We start from the raw sequence: 15,566 nt of genomic DNA on the forward strand, positions 1-15,566 counted from the left end.
TTCTTCTTCATATGGTTGACTAATATTATTTATACACGGGTATAGGTTGTTTTTAAGAAATCCTTTTTTATATGGTCTGAAAATTATTTTGGCTTTTTAAGGTTATCGACAAACCGCTTCCAATCATTTTCATTTTTCCAAAACCATTTTTCTTTTAAAAGCCAACAGTCTTCATACGTTGGCAGTTTGTTACTCGGCACATACACAGCAGTAAACTTCAAAGTTCGAATACCAGGGTAGTCAGGATAACAAATGTCTTTATAAACTAACATTTCAAAATGCTCTTTATCCTTGATCAAAAACCAAAGCTCAATAGCGTCATAAGGTACCATCCAGGTTCCCTTACCTGAACATCTGATCTTTATTGTATCTGATGACACGGAGTAGGTACCCCACGAACTGCAAAATTGAAGAAGTTCATTGGGTCGTGATAAATCTCTTAGATAATTAACCCCACATCCATAACCCACTAATCCATTCTTATAAAATACTATATAATTGCCATTACCGTTGTTATCAGATCTGTAATAATAGCCATCAAAATGAATCAGGCTATCAGCATCTACTATTTCATTTTTAAATGATTTTGTAAATTCCATTTTTATGCAGCATAATATAGGAGACTTGTTGGAACAATGAATGAAATTCGGTAAACAACCTGAACTTATCATCGAAAAAAATACAAATAATAAACCTGGATAGAGATATTTCATGGAAACTGATATTAAAATAACGAAGGATCATAATAAATCCATGACACAATTATAACCAGATATATTGGATATTTAAAAGGCTGTCTCCTATGCTTATAAAGCCAGGAGACAGCCTCTGTTATATGACAGCGATGTTGTTTAATCCTATTTCCCTGATTCTAACAGGTTTTTAGGCGTCATTTCGTTGCTCAGCAGGTAGCCAAAACCCTCCCATCTTTTATCCGGCTGCTGGCCGTAATGGTTGTCAAGATATTGTTTTACCAGGTCCTGCCCGTAATTGTAGTTAATTACATAGCTACGGTTCTTTTTAATAAACAGAATGCCTTTGGCGATAGATTCCTCGTTGAGCAGCGTATAGTCCCGCAGCCACCTGCTTGCAATGGAGTCGGACATCGTGCCATTCACCAGGCCTCTGCCTACTTCGTTACGTGCATAGTTGAGTGCTCCTTTGATGGCTAGTGCTTTAAAATAAGTGGTGATACCGGTGGTATCCAGGCCTGCCAGTGGCAGCAATACGTCGCGGGTATACGCGATTTTTTCTTCACCGGGGAAAACCATTTCTATACCGTAATTGGCGCTACCTTCTGCAATCAGCGACTGCGGGCTGAAGAGTGGATACAGCGATATTTCGATCCAGCCTTTATCGCGGTAAAGGTTCTTTTCCAGCAACATATTATAGACATGGTGTCCGGGATATCCCTCATGGCAGCTGAGGTCTATGGCTTTCTCTATAAAAATCGGTATATCCACGCTTACCTGGATCAGGCTGTTGTAATTGCCTTTGTACCAGTTATAGCCCATCCATGGTTTGCCGGTCACATATTCCAGGGTAAAGCTTTCTGTTGCCGGCAACTGGTAATGCGATAGAGTACGTTTACGCGCTTCCGCTATCGCCGTTTTAAAAACGGTATCCAGTTTATTTTTAGGAATGATAAAGTGATTGGCCAATTGCTGAAACCGGGCAGCTACCGGGCCTTTCCCGGGCAGCAGGCTATCCAGTGAGGCGATCAGCGACTGGTAATGTGTTTCCGCGTAAATGGGCGCCATGGCATTGAATAAATCTTTCGACTCCACATCAAAAGGAGCATACACGCCGGTGATGATTTGAATGCGCCGGCTGAAGGCAGTGAGTTGTGTGTCCATCCAGTTTGCCCGGGTACGGATGGTATCATTCGTAGTGTTTTTGGCTATGTCGTCCAGTTGTAACCTCACGTATCTTATCTCTTTCAAAAAGCTGTCTTTCGGAAAGGTGATGGATTTGTTACCCACGGGCTTCAACGAATCCGGGCCATAATACGCATCTACAAAATCAGGATCATACTGACCAATGGCTAATCCCAACCGCACATATTTTTCAGCGAGTTTATCGAGGGTCGCTTTCCCATTATCTGTTGCTTTTGGCATACGCATGGTACAGGCAAATAGTATCACAGGCAACAATGCCCATAGTTGTTTCTTCATATCGTGGTATTATTTAGCGGGCAATCAGTTGTTCTATTTCATTGGCTGTACTGGCAAATGGCCGGCCCAGTTTGCGGCCTCCATCGGCAGTGATCAGGAAATTATCTTCTACGCGCACGCCGCCAAAATTTTTATAGGCCGCCAGTTTCTCGTAATTGATAAAGGCGGTATGTTTACCGGCTGCCTGCCACGCGTCGTTGAGTATCGGGTTGATGTAAATGCCTGGCTCAATCGTCAGTACAAAGCCTTCTTCCAACTCCCTTCCCAGGCGCAATGATTTGAGACCAAACTCCTTGCTTTTGTGCAGCGTATCGGTATAGCCTACATATTCTTCGCCCAGGTTTTCCATATCATGAATATCGAGCCCCAGCATATGTCCCAGGCCGCAGGGGAAGAACAACGTGTGCGCGCCGGCGGCTACTGCCTCTGCCGCATTGCCCTTCATCAGCCCCAAAGCTATCAGGCCTTCCGCCAGCTTTTCGCAGGCCAGCAGGTGTACATCTTTAAAGCGGATACCCGGTTTCACGGCATCGGCAGCCGACTGATAGGCATGATGTACGATGTCGTAGATTTCCTTTTGGGCGGTGGTAAATTTCTTATTCACCGGGTGCGTACGTGTCAGGTCCCCGGCATAGCGCATCGCATTTTCTGCGCCACAATCGCACAATACCAGTTGCCCGTTTTGTAAGGGCGTGTCATGCGGGTGATTATGCAGGATTTGCCCATTAACGGTGAGGATCACCGGGAAAGAAATATTTCCTCCGCCGGCAATAGCCACTGCCTGGATGCCGCCGGCAATCGCTATTTCGGTAACGCCAGCCGCCGCCAGCTCCATGGCTTTCAACTGCATGTCGATGGTAGTGTTTACGGCCATTTCTATTTCACGTACTTCCTCGGCTGTTTTAATAGCGCGCTGACGCACGATCGCTTTTATGAGTGCAACTGATACCTGTTGCGGAATCGCAGCCACGGGGATATCCAGCCATTCGCTCAGCTTAACGATGGTATCACCCCGGTAGGGAGGCACAAAATGTACGGGTTGTTTGCTGCTGCGGGCGCGGGCAAGAAAGTCGGGCAAGGCGGAAGTGGGCCGCACATCTTTAATGCCCACCTTAGCTGCCAGGGAGGCGATCGTTTCCACCGGCCCCGTCCACATGATTGCTTCGATGGTTAGTTCGTCGCCGAATAAGATCTCCCGGTTATTATCTATATCAATAACAAATGTAAGTCCCGGCTGGTCAATACCCGTGAAATATAAAAAACAGCTATCCTGCCGGAAGGGATAGATGTTATCCTTATAGTTCATGCCGCTGTCGTCGTTTCCAGGCAGTAAAATAACGCCACTGCCTATATCGGCTTGCAGCCGGCTTCTCCTGTTGATATAAGTTTCCTGTGAAAACACTGTCAAAATGGTTTTATGGATGATTAAATATTACCGGTTAAATTTAGGTAACAAACGTCAATAAAGCGTTGTCAGGTTAAAATGAGTAGATAGGTGGTTAAATATTGCGAACTACCTGCCTGCCGGGTCAATCATAATAAAATATAAAACTACCCAAAAATTATGTAACAAAAGATGCCGTTCCTACCCTTACTTTTGTATTGCATGAAAAAGGTATTCACACTCCTATTGGCTATACTCTACCTGGGATCTTCTACAGGCGCCACTTTCCACCTGCACTACTGCATGGATAAGCTGGTAACGGTACAGCTCTGGCACCAGGATAGCCCCTGTAGTAAGTGTGGACCTTCACCCGAAAAGTCATGTACCAAGCCCTGTTGTAAAGATAAGTATAAGACTGTAAAACTCGATAAGGACCATAAAGTATCAGAAAATACCGCGCAGCCGCAATACCTGGCTGCGGGGGCTGTTCCTGTAGTGGCATTCGAATTTGCCCAGGCTTATGTTACCCCACTGGTTATTGCCTTTCCGATCACACATGCCCCACCTTATAACGACAAGGTGCCTTCCCATATACTGCATTGTACTTTTCGTATCTGATTCCCCGTTAGCCCCGCGTACTCCCGTTACTTATCTTCCTGTACGCCATCATCTCCCGCTACGTTTATAGCATTCCCTTCTTCCGGCCCATAGGTATGGATGACAGGCTATCTATGTCTTTTTCGAAATGAACAAATATGGTACATCGAATTATTGAATGGTCGTTGCGCAACCGGTTTATTGTGCTGGTAATGGCAGCCGCCCTGTTTGCCTGGGGAATTTTCGCCGTCAAAAAGAATCCCGTTGACGCCATCCCCGACCTCTCGGAAAACCAGGTCATCGTTTTTACAGAATGGATGGGACGAGGCCCTCAGCTGATAGAAGACCAGGTAACGTATCCCTTGGTCACCAACTTACAGGGACTTCCGCGCATCAAGTATGTACGTGGCTCCTCTATGTTTGGCATGAGCTTTATTTATGTCATCTTCCAGGATGATGTTGATATCTATTGGGCCCGGGAACGGGTACTGGAGCGGCTTAGCACCGTTGCCCGTACCCTGCCTGCCGGCGTAGCGCCTCAGCTGGGGCCCGATGGTACCGGTGTAGGGCATATTCTCTGGTACACCCTCGACGCACCGGGAATGGACCTGGGCGAACAACGCGCCTTACAGGACTGGTATATCAAATTTGCCCTGCAAAATGTAGCAGGCGTCAGTGAAATTGCCTCCTTCGGCGGCTTTCAAAAGCAATATCAAATCACCGTAGATCCCAATAAGCTGTTGTATTACCGGCTACCGGTAGCTGCCGTGCTCAATGCCATCCGGACCAATAACAACGAATCCGGTGGCCGCAAATTTGAGCTGAGCGACATTGGCTATATTATCAAAACATCCGGCTACCTGAAGTCGGTGGCTGAAATAGAAAATATCCCGGTGAAAACCCAGAACAACATTCCTATACGGATAGCCGATGTAGCCACTGTACAGATGACCGGCGAAACCCGGTTGGGCATCTTTGACCAGAACGGGCAGGGAGAGCGTGTAGGCGGCATCGTAGTGATGCGCTATGGTGAAAATGCCGACGCCGTGATTGATAAAGTAAAAGCCAGGATGAAAGAAGTGGCCAAAGGGTTCCCAGATGGCGTAAAATTCGACATCGTATACGACCGGGGCGCACTGATCCGGGAATCGGTAGATGCCATCAAACACACGCTGATCGAAGAAATGATCGTGGTATCGGTGGTGGTCATCCTATTCCTTTTTCATTGGCGCAGCGCCCTGAGCATCATTATACAAATTCCCATTACGCTGGCTGCCAGCTTCATCCTGCTGAATGCCTTCGGCATTTCTTCCAACATCATGTCGCTCACCGGGATTGCACTCGCCATTGGCGTAATCGTAGACAACGGGATTATTATGAGTGAAAACGCTTATAAGCATCTCGCGGAAAAATACGCCCAATGGCAGGAAAAACAACAAGTATAAATCAGCAAATCATGAACCGGATCAAAAAAATATTTAAAAAAACACCTTCGTGGATTACCGAAGAGGAACGATTGCAGATTATTGAGCAGTCGAGCAAACAGGTATCCCGGGGCGTTTTCTTTGCCACCATTATTATCATCACTTCGTTCCTGCCGGTATTTATGTTAACAGGACAGGAAGGCAAGCTCTTTCACCCGCTGGCCTATACGAAAACGTTTATCATGATCGTAGATGCCCTGCTGGTGATTACGCTGGCGCCGGTGCTCATCTCTTTTTTCATGAAAGGAAAATTCCGTCCCGATCATGATAACCCGATTAACCGGGTACTGGAACGTATATACGAACCGGTGATAAAAGTCATACTGAAATGGAGAAAGACCACCATTGCCATCAATATCATTGCGCTCGTGATCACGATCCCTTTGTTAAAGAGCCTGGGCAGCGAGTTTATGCCACCTCTCGATGAACAAAGCATTTTGTTTATGCCCGTTACACTGCCGGATATTTCCAATGCAGAGGCCAAGCGCATCCTGCAGGTGCAGGATAAAATCATCAAGTCGGTGCCGGAAGTGGATAAGGTTTTGGGGAAAGCCGGCCGTGCCAGCACTGCCACCGACAACTCTCCTATCAGCATGATTGAAACCATTATTATGCTGAAGCCGCAATCGCAATGGCGGAAAGGAAAAACCAAGAAAGATATCATCAACGAGCTGGATGCCAAATTGCAGATCCCCGGCGTAGTGAATGGCTGGACCCAGCCTATTATTAACCGCATCAACATGCTGGCCACCGGTATTCGTACCGACGTGGGCGTGAAAGTATACGGGCAAAACCTGGACTCCATTGCCGCTGTGTCGGAGCGTGTAAAACAGGTACTGGAGGGAACACCGGGCATCATGGATCTTTATGTAGAGCCGGTAACGGGGGGTAAATATCTCAGCATAGATATACGAAGAGCCGACCTGGCACGCTATGGGCTTACTGCCGACGATGTGAACCAAACCGTAGAAACCGCGCTGGGAGGTGCTTCCGTGGGCAATACCATAGAAGGACGGCAACGTTTTTCTATCAGTGTGCGTTTAGCACAGGAGTATCGCAACAGTGTGGAGCGCATACAACGCATTCCGCTGATGTCGGCAGCTTCGGGAGAAGTGCCTTTGTCGGCCGTAGCAGATGTAAAATTTGTAGATGGCCCACCGATGATCACCTCCGAAAATGCGATGCTGCGCGGCGCCGTATTATTCAATGTGCGCGGCCGCGACCTGGGCAGTACCGTAAAAGAGGCCGTTGACAAGATGAGCCAGGCGAAAGGGGTACTACCTGCCGGCTACTACCTGGAGTGGAGCGGGCAATACGAAAACCTGATACGGGGACAGCAAACGCTGATGTGGATTGCGCCGGTGGTGCTGGTCATCATTTTCTTCTCTCTCTATTTCGCCTTCCACTCCGTACGGGAAGCGTTTTTAAGCCTGATTACCGTCCCGTTTGCCCTTATCGGCGGGGCTTATATGATCTATTTCTGGGGCGTAAACCTGTCGGTGGCCGTAGCCGTGGGCTTCATCGCCTTGTTTGGCATTGCCGTGGAAACCGGTATTGTGATGGTGATATATCTCAACGACGCCATGCAGCAGCTGGTACAGCTAAAGGGTAATTCGGCAGCCACCATTACGAAGGACGACCTGCGGCAGTATGTGATATACGGCGCAGCGAAGCGCCTGCGGCCCAAACTGATGACGGTATGCGTATCGCTGTTTGGACTGGTACCCGTGCTATGGGCCACCGGTGTAGGCACCGATGTAATGAGGCCCATTGTGCTGCCCATGATAGGCGGGGTACTCACCTCCTCTACCCATATCCTGCTGGTAACTCCCCTGATTTTTTTAATGTCGAAAGAATATGAATTGCGCAAGTATGGTAAACTGGAAATTCATGAAACACATCACTAAACATATCCTGGCAGTACTGTTGGGGGTGGCGCCCCTGTCGCTGGCAGCACAAAATATCCCGGTGTTATCGCTGGATACGATATTACAACGGGTAGACAACAATAATATACTGCTGCAATCGTACGACCTGAAAGCCGCCGGTTTCCAGCAGAGCGCCGTGGCAGCTACCGCCTGGATGGCGCCCATGGTGGGGATAGGCACCTTTATGACGCCCTATCCCGGTCAACAGGTAATGGATGAACGCGACAAAGGCAGCCTGATGCTGCAGCTGGAGCAGGACATCCCCAACCCGGCCAAACTCAATGCCAGGAAGCGATACATCGCCTCGCAGGGAAACATCGAACACGCCACCAGGGCGGTCACCCTCAATGAACTGAAGGCGCAGGCCAAACGATTGTATGTAAGCTGGCTCATTGCACAGCAACGGATAAACGTATTGCGTGAAAATGAAAAGATCATGCAAACGATGAAGAAAATAGAAGAAGTAAGGTATCCGTACAATCAATCACAATTGAGCGGCGTATTCAAAGCCAATGCGAAAATTGAAGACAACCGCAACATGATCCGTATGCAGGAAGGCAATATCGCCAAAGCGAGGTCCTGGCTCAATAGCCTGATGAATGCGCCCGGCAACCAGGCTTTTGATATCGACACTGCCTGGCAGCTCCGGTTCCAGGCTGCGCCCACGTACGACACGGCTTCACTGGCTACCGTGAGGAAAGATGTACTTAAAATGAATGAGAGCATCCGTTCCATGCAGCTGAACATAGAAAGTATGCAGCGGGAGAAAAAACCTGATTTCAGGATCAGGTTTGATCATATGTCGCCCCTGGGAGATATGATGCCCAAAGCCTTCAGCGCCATGGGCATGGTCAGCATCCCTATTGCCCCCTGGTCGTCGAAGATGTACCGGTCGGAAATAAAGGCCATGCAGTATAATGTACAAGCGATGGAGAAAGAGAAATCGGCTATGCTGCAGGAAACACAGGGCATGCTCTATGGGATGCAGTATGAGATACAGTCTATGCAGCAACGGATTGCGGCAATAGAAGCGAAAATCATCCCCGCTTTGCAACAGGCGCTGGACGCCAACTTCCTGAATTACCAGGAAAACAAGCTGGCGCTGAGCAACGTGATCGATTCCTGGGAAGCGCTCACCATGATGCAATCCAGCCTGCTGGATGAAAAATTAAAACTCTATGAAATGATTGTAGACTATGAGAAACAATTATATCGCTAGCCTCCTGCCCGGGATGGCGCTAATGGCATGTGGCCTGGTGGCCTGCCAGGGACAACCGGGTACCGCAAAGCATGCCGAAGGGTACCACGAGCCGGTGATAGACAGCAACATTGCCCGGCTGGCCCGCCCGGTGAATGAACAGGTTATTGCCAGCATCCAGATTATCAGGCCTGAAAGCGGCAGCCGCCTTTATTCGTTGACCGCCTACGGCGTAGTTACCTACGATACCCGCCATGAGACCAGCATTGCCAGCAGGGTGGCTGGCCGGATAGAGCGGCTGCTCATTAAATATAACTATCAGCCGGTGAAAAAGGGGCAACTCATTATGGAAGTGTATTCGCCCGACCTGGCAGCGGCACAACGGGAACTGCTATACGTAGCCAGGCAGCAACCGGACCTGCTTCCTGCTGCAAGGCAGCGACTACAACTACTGGGGATGCCACCATTGCAAATAGACCAGGTATTAAAAACAGGCAATATCCTGTATCGTATACCAGTGTATAGTAACAGTGACGGCTATATCCTGGAGAAAACGGCAGCTGCCGCCCCAACACCTCCTGCTGCTGGTACTGCTGCCGCCTCTTCAGAGGGGATGGGTGGCATGGAGGGCGGCATCGGCGCCACACCCCTTCCCGCTCCCGCGGCGCCAGCAGCCAGCCCGGTGTTGCTGAGAGAAGGACAATATGTGAGCGCAGGGCAGTCGCTGTTCACCATTTACCAGGCGCAAAACCTCGTTGCTGAGTTCTCCTTTCCTTCACAGATCGCGGCCAATATCCGGCAAGGACAGCAGTTGTTATTTTACCCGGGGGCCGACAAAAAACGTTTGCAGCCAGCTACCATCGGCCTGATCGAGCCGGTATTCCGTGATGGCAGCAACTTCACCCTGGGCCGGGTATATCTTGGTCATTCCGGGCTGCAGCCCGGACAATTGCTCACGGCATACATCCCTGTGATGTACACCGGAGGATGGTGGGTACCGAAAGAAGCCGTATGGCGACTAGGCAACAAGGCGGTGGTTTTCCGGAAAGAAAACAATGTATTCAAACCTGTAGCAGTGGCTACCGGCACGTCAGTAGAAGGGATGATACAAATTCTAACACCGGTGGCAGACTGGATGGTAGCGGCCAATGCCTCCTACCTGGTAGACAGTGAGAGCTTTATTAAAACAGTTAATAACCAGCAATAATAAGGTGATGGAAAGAAAAAAATTTATCCGGACCATGGCGGTCGTATCACTGGCGCCGGCGCTTTTACTGGCTGCCTGCAAAGATACCGGACGGAGGAAAACTGCGGAAGGAGCTGTCAAAACATACACCTGTCCGATGCATCCGCAGATTGTACAAAACCAGCCCGGCACCTGCCCGATATGCGGAATGGAACTGGTACCCTTCGACAAAAACAATAAAACCGCCGAACTCACGCTAGGCGATAACCAGGTAGCACTGGCGAATATTACCACCATGACCATTGGCGCGGGCGCGCTGGCCAATCACAAACAATTGAATGGCCGGCTGACAACTGACCCGGAACAAACGGCTGTCATTTCCAGCCGGGTGGCCGGCCGTATAGAAGTGCTGTATGTAAAAGAAACAGGGGTTCGGGTTACCAAAGGACAGCCGCTTTACAAAATCTATTCAGAGCAGCTGGCCTCCCTGCAACAGGAGTACTTACTGGCCGTAGCGCAGTTGCGGCAATTCCCCGGCGACAGCAGGTTTCAGCAAATTGAAAAAGCGGCAAGGCAAAAGTTATCATTATATGACCAAAGCGAAGCTCAGATCAGCCAATTGTTAAAATCACAACAAGTAAATCCATATGTTACCTACCCGGCGGCCATTTCCGGCATCGTGTCAGCATTAACTGTATCGGAAGGGCAATATGTATCCGAAGGCGGCGTCGTGATGCGTGTAGAAGGCTATGATCATTTATGGGTGGAAGCCGATGTATACCCGGCGGAAGTTTCGCTCGTGCAAACTGGCCAACCGGTAAAAGTAGTGATAGCGGGATGGGAAAATGAACCACAAACCATGACCATCCAGTTTATCAATCCTGCTTTACAGGCGGGTAGTCAACTGGTACAGGTACGTGGCACTATTCCGAATCCTGGTCAGCGCTGGCAGCCGGGTTTACAAGCCAGTATTTTCCTCCCCGTCAACAGTAAAGGCAATGTGCTGAGCGTGCCTGTAGATGCCGTTATCCGCGATGGGAAAGGCACCCAGGTATGGATTGAAAAAGCCCATGGAAAGTTTGTGCCGAGGATGGTGAGCATTGGCATGGAAAACGCCGATGTAGTGGAAATTACTGGCGGACTGCAGGCAGGCGACAAAGTGGTGGTAACCGGGGCTTATCTCCTCTATTCAGAATTTATTCTCAAAAAAGGCGCTGATCCCATGGCCGGGATGAGTAAGTAGGGTTTCACTATTATTATTCTCACAAAAAATCAAAAAACAAACACATGTTACTTAGAATCTCATTACCTGTACTCTCCGCAATTTTCTTTACTGCCTGTAATCATAACGGCAACTCACCTACTACCGGCGCCACAGCTCCGGAGCAGGTCAGTGCCCCCGCTCCTGCCCAGGGTTTACAGATCAAAGATGATAAACTGCAGGCGGTGTTCCAGCAATACGAACAGTTGACAGCCGCACTCGTGAATGGCGATATGGCGGCCGCAAAAATAGCAGCCAATGCGATAATGCTTGGCGCCGGGCAAGTGAACAATGGCCAGGCTGTAGTGGATGCTGCAGGCAAGATTACAACTGCGGCAGATGTGGAAGCCCAGCGGAATAGTTTTGCCGCACTCAGTAAGGATATGATTACGTTGGTGAAGCAATCGGGGTTAAAGAGCGGTGCATTGTATGTAGACTTCTGCCCCATGGCGCAGCAGGATAAAGGGGCGTATTGGCTGAGCAGGAACAAGATCATCGAAAATCCCTATTTCGGCGAGCAAATGCCGACCTGTGGATCCGTACAGGAAACCTTGCAATAACAAACAACCATCTCTAATTTACCTATCACTTAAAAATAACAGAAAATGAAAAGAACTATTTTAGGCGTGTTAGCTATCGCGTTTTTATTGGCGGCGTGCAATAACGCCGGACAGCCATCGCAGGCTGGACCTGACAGCGTCTCCCAGGAACACACCTCCACTGCTGCTGCAGACAGCGCGCCGGTTACAGCCCTTACGCCCCAATTCAGTGGATTGGATAGCAAAGTGGCTACTTCGTTGAAAATGGTGGTAGACCAGTATCTCCATATTAAAAATGGGCTGGCTGACGATAACTCAGCCGATGCTGCCAACGGTGGTAGGGCAATGGCCGAAGCCCTTGCCGGCGTAAATCCCAGCCTGCTGACGCCTGAGCAGCAAAAAGTTTTTACTGACAATGCGGATGACCTGAAGGAACATGCCGAACATATTGGTAAAAATGAAGGCAATATTGCCCATCAACGGGAGCATTTTGCCGCGATGAGCGAAGATGTTTACGCACTCGTAAAAGCTTATGGTGGTGGCCGTCCATTGTATCATGACTATTGTCCTATGTATGACAATAATAAGGGCGCACTTTGGTTGAGTGAAGAAAAAAACGTCAAAAATCCGTACATGGCAGGCATGACTTCCTGTGGCAGTGTAAAAGAAATGATTAAATAACTTCCCGCTTCTTTCTGCGGCGGTGCCGCTGCAGAAAGAAGTTCAGCACGAAAAAAATGAAACTAATATTTCGGCTCACCTTTTTCTTATTACTGTCTGCGATGGTGATTATACAGTTTATCCGGCCTGTCAAAAATCAACACCCCGGAAAATCTGCAGATGACATTACACGGTTGTATCCCGTTCCATCGCCCGTTCTGCATTTATTACAGGAAGCCTGTTATGATTGCCACAGCAACTATACCAGGTACCCATGGTATACTAACATCCAGCCTGTTGGATGGATAATGGCGGCACATACCAGGGATGGTAAGCAAGAACTGAACTTCAGTGAATACGGCAGTTATTCCGCCAAACGGCAGCTGAATAAGCTGAAAAGAATCCGGGAACAGATTGCTACCAACCAGATGCCGTTACGTTCATATACCTGGATGCATGCCGGCGCCAGGTTGTCCAATTTGCAGAAAAAGATGATCATTCACTGGATAGATGATGTATTGCAGGCAAATAAAGGAACTGGTTATTAAATAGAAAAGTACAGGGTGACGCCCCTATTGTTACTGGTGTAGGCGGGTTTTCATAACTGAACAAACCATTGTGTCAAAACCGAACATATAAACATTTTAAATATACCTTTCCCACTGATAGATAGTCACCCTTCATTCTGGCATTTTTATTAGGTTGTACTGGCAACATCCATATTGTATGATCAGAAATTACTTGAAGGTTGCCTGGCGTAACCTGATGAACAGCAAAGTTTACAGTGCTATTAACATCCTGGGATTAGCGATGGGTATGGCCGTGGCGATGATTATTGTGCTGTGGGTAGTGCATGAATATTCTTATGATAAGTTTTTACCTGACCATGAACGGGCCTACCAGGTAAGGCGTAATTTCAACAGCAACGGAGATACGCTCAACTTTACGACCTGTTCGCTGAAGCTGGCAGACGCTTTACGGAGTAAAATTCCTGAAATGGAATATGTGTCGGAAGCCTCCTGGATGAATTCACATGGACTAATGGTAGGCGATCGGAAATTGCTGGCAGATGGGATGATGGTACAACGTGACTTTCTCCGAATCTTTCCTTTCCAGCTCATAGAAGGGAGTGCCGCTCATGCATTGGATGATACGTATTCAATTTTATTGACCCAATCGCTCGCTGAGAGCCTGTTTGGCAGCGGCAGCGCAGTGGGTAAAACACTAAGACTGGACAGTCGCCATGATGTCCGGGTAGCCGGCGTTTTAAAAGACTTACCTTCTAATAGCTCTTTCAGCTTTAAATACCTGATTCCTTTCAGCTACTTTGAACAAACCGAGGAGGCGGTGAGAAACAACCGGAAAGGTTCCTTTTCTGGTAATGCTTACCAGATATTTGCGAAGTTGAAGGCAGGAACTGATTATTCCAAAGTAGCTGCGAAGATCCGCGATATTGAGTTATCGGAGAAAGATAATGTCAACTCCCAGAACTCCGCCGTGGTATTACAACCGCTGGATCGCTGGCATTTGTACAGTCGCTATGAAAATGGAAAAGACAGCAGCGGGGCTATCGACTACGTCAGGATGTTTGGCGTTATAGGCTTGCTGGTATTGGTCATTGCGGGGATCAATTTTGTTAACCTCAGCACTGCCCGTTCTGAAAAACGGGCCCGGGAAGTGGGTATCCGTAAGGCTATTGGCTCGCAGCGTCGTCAACTGATTATACAGTTCCTGACCGAGTCGGTATTGACTGCTTTTATTGCTTTATTATTTGCGCTGTTGCTGGTACAGCTTTCGCTACCGGCATTCAACGGCATCGCCGGTAGAGTGCTGCATATTCCATTTGACAGCGGGATCTTCTGGTTGCTTGTGGGCGCCGGCACTTTCCTGACAGGGGTATTAGCCGGCAGCAAACCTGCCTTTTTCATCTCCTCCTTCAACCCTGTAAAAACATTAAAAGGCACGTTGCAATCCGGGAAATCGGCCGCATTTTCACGCAAGGCGCTGGTGATAGTACAATTTAGTTGTTCTGTAGCCCTGATCATCAGCACGCTGGTGATTTACCGGCAAATGCAGCATGCCCGGAACCGGCCTACCGGCTATGATCCCAACAACCTTATTATGACCCGGTTGAATGAGGAGATGATACATAACTATCCGGCATTAAAAAATGAACTCCTGCAAAGTGGACTGGCGCAATCCGTCACCCTTTCTACCAGCCCGGCAACGGCTATTGGCTGGCACCGCGACCTGGACTATTGGCCGGGCAAGCTGCCGGGTGAAACGGTAGAAATGGGCGTTATCCTGGCCGACAATGATTATTTCAAAACCATGGGATTGCAACTGGTCAGCGGCCGCAATTTTTCGACCAACCCCGATAGCGATACTGCCAACGTGATCCTGAATGAAGCGGCCGTAAAAAGGCTCCGGCTCAAAGATCCGCTGAATGAATTGCTGACAATGGATGGCCAGAAAATCAATATCATCGGCGTGGTTAAAAATGCGTTGCTGGAATCACCTTTCGCCGCCATGGAACCTATTACGTTCGGACATTCTCTTCCAAGTACCCGGGGATTTATGATGTGCCGCTTTGCGCCCGGCGCCGATTTGCATGCTACCATTCCGCTTATCGCCAAAGTTTTTGAACGATACAATCCTGCTTTCCCGTTTGACTATGATTTTGTAGACCAGGTGTACGGCCAAAAGTTTCAGCAGGAAATACGCACCAGCAAACTTTCCGGCATCTTTGCCGTGTTAGCTATTCTCATTTCCTGCCTGGGCTTATTTGGACTGGCAGCGTTTACGGCGCAGCAGCGCACCAAGGAAATAGGTGTGCGTAAAGTACTGGGCGCTTCCGCATCACAGATATGGGTAATGCTATCCAGGGACTTTGTTATACTGGTAGTGATCAGTTGCCTGCTGGCAGCGCCACTGGCCTTTTACTTCCTGCAACGCTGGCTGTCGCAATACGACTATCGCATTACACTTGGGCCAGACGTATTTATCCTGGCCGCGCTGGCCGCCATTGTTATTACACTCATTACCGTGAGTTTTCAGTCGATCAAAGCGGCCTTAGTGAACCCCGTAGGAAGCCTGAAATCAGAGTAGGCAAGCACTCCAATACAGCAGATATAAAGCACTGCCACCGGTAATCC

The 15,566-nt window shown here is 48.7% G+C and carries 13 protein-coding genes; 10 read left to right on the plus strand and 3 right to left on the minus strand.

Features of this window, described 5'->3' with window-relative positions; translation table 11 throughout:
• Positions 1-83: 83 nt before the first annotated feature.
• The 3 genes from HGH91_RS04810 to HGH91_RS04820 all read right to left on the minus strand — a co-directional run bounded on the left by HGH91_RS04810 (position 84) and on the right by HGH91_RS04820 (position 3,576).
• A complete protein-coding gene (locus HGH91_RS04810) occupies positions 84-599 on the minus strand; it encodes a hypothetical protein (RefSeq protein WP_168737290.1) in 516 nt (171 codons plus the stop codon).
• Between the two features lie 258 nt (positions 600-857).
• Positions 858-2,174 carry a hypothetical protein gene (locus HGH91_RS04815; RefSeq protein WP_168737291.1) on the minus strand — a complete coding sequence of 439 codons (1,317 nt, stop codon included), beginning with the start codon at positions 2,172-2,174 and terminating at the stop codon, positions 858-860.
• 13 nt (positions 2,175-2,187) lie between these two features.
• On the minus strand, positions 2,188-3,576 hold the full coding sequence (locus tag HGH91_RS04820) for an aminopeptidase P family protein (protein WP_168737292.1): 1,389 nt from the start codon (positions 3,574-3,576) through the stop codon (positions 2,188-2,190).
• Between the two features lie 204 nt (positions 3,577-3,780).
• Between HGH91_RS04820 and HGH91_RS04825 the strand changes: the two genes are divergently transcribed.
• The 10 genes from HGH91_RS04825 (at position 3,781) to HGH91_RS04870 (ending at position 15,519) form a co-directional block, all read left to right on the plus strand.
• The gene (locus HGH91_RS04825; RefSeq protein ID WP_168737293.1) at positions 3,781-4,176 is read left to right on the plus strand and encodes an HYC_CC_PP family protein; all 396 of its coding nucleotides are present in this window, start codon (positions 3,781-3,783) and stop codon (positions 4,174-4,176) included.
• Positions 4,177-4,313: 137 nt separating this feature from the next.
• The gene (locus HGH91_RS31380) at positions 4,314-5,600 is read left to right on the plus strand and encodes an efflux RND transporter permease subunit (RefSeq protein ID WP_168737294.1); all 1,287 of its coding nucleotides are present in this window, start codon (positions 4,314-4,316) and stop codon (positions 5,598-5,600) included.
• An 11-nt stretch (positions 5,601-5,611) separates the two neighbouring features.
• Positions 5,612-7,546 carry an efflux RND transporter permease subunit gene (locus tag HGH91_RS31385; protein ID WP_168737295.1) on the plus strand — a complete coding sequence of 645 codons (1,935 nt, stop codon included), beginning with the start codon at positions 5,612-5,614 and terminating at the stop codon, positions 7,544-7,546.
• On the plus strand, positions 7,530-8,786 hold the full coding sequence (locus tag HGH91_RS04840) for a TolC family protein (protein ID WP_168737296.1): 1,257 nt from the start codon (positions 7,530-7,532) through the stop codon (positions 8,784-8,786). Before HGH91_RS31385 ends, HGH91_RS04840 begins: the two co-directional genes overlap by 17 nt.
• The gene (locus tag HGH91_RS04845; protein ID WP_168737297.1) at positions 8,764-9,972 is read left to right on the plus strand and encodes an efflux RND transporter periplasmic adaptor subunit; all 1,209 of its coding nucleotides are present in this window, start codon (positions 8,764-8,766) and stop codon (positions 9,970-9,972) included. The genes HGH91_RS04840 and HGH91_RS04845 overlap by 23 nt, the downstream gene beginning before the upstream one ends.
• Before the next feature lie 7 nt (positions 9,973-9,979).
• Complete coding sequence (locus HGH91_RS04850; RefSeq protein ID WP_168737298.1) at positions 9,980-11,194, plus strand: efflux RND transporter periplasmic adaptor subunit; 1,215 nt, start codon at positions 9,980-9,982, stop codon at positions 11,192-11,194.
• A 44-nt stretch (positions 11,195-11,238) separates the two neighbouring features.
• Positions 11,239-11,772: a DUF3347 domain-containing protein gene (locus HGH91_RS04855; RefSeq protein WP_168737299.1), complete on the plus strand. Its 534-nt coding sequence runs from the start codon at positions 11,239-11,241 to the stop codon at positions 11,770-11,772.
• A gap of 45 nt (positions 11,773-11,817) precedes the next feature.
• Positions 11,818-12,432, plus strand: a complete 615-nt coding sequence (locus HGH91_RS04860; RefSeq protein WP_168737300.1) for a DUF3347 domain-containing protein — start codon at positions 11,818-11,820, stop codon at positions 12,430-12,432.
• Between the two features lie 56 nt (positions 12,433-12,488).
• Entirely contained in the window at positions 12,489-12,959 is a 471-nt protein-coding gene (locus tag HGH91_RS04865; protein ID WP_168737301.1) for a heme-binding domain-containing protein, read from the plus strand.
• A 178-nt stretch (positions 12,960-13,137) separates the two neighbouring features.
• Complete coding sequence (locus HGH91_RS04870; protein ID WP_168737302.1) at positions 13,138-15,519, plus strand: ABC transporter permease; 2,382 nt, start codon at positions 13,138-13,140, stop codon at positions 15,517-15,519.
• Positions 15,520-15,566: the final 47 nt, after the last annotated feature.

It is taken from the genome of Chitinophaga eiseniae (assembly GCF_012641265.1).
Taxonomy (GTDB): domain Bacteria; phylum Bacteroidota; class Bacteroidia; order Chitinophagales; family Chitinophagaceae; genus Chitinophaga; species Chitinophaga eiseniae_A.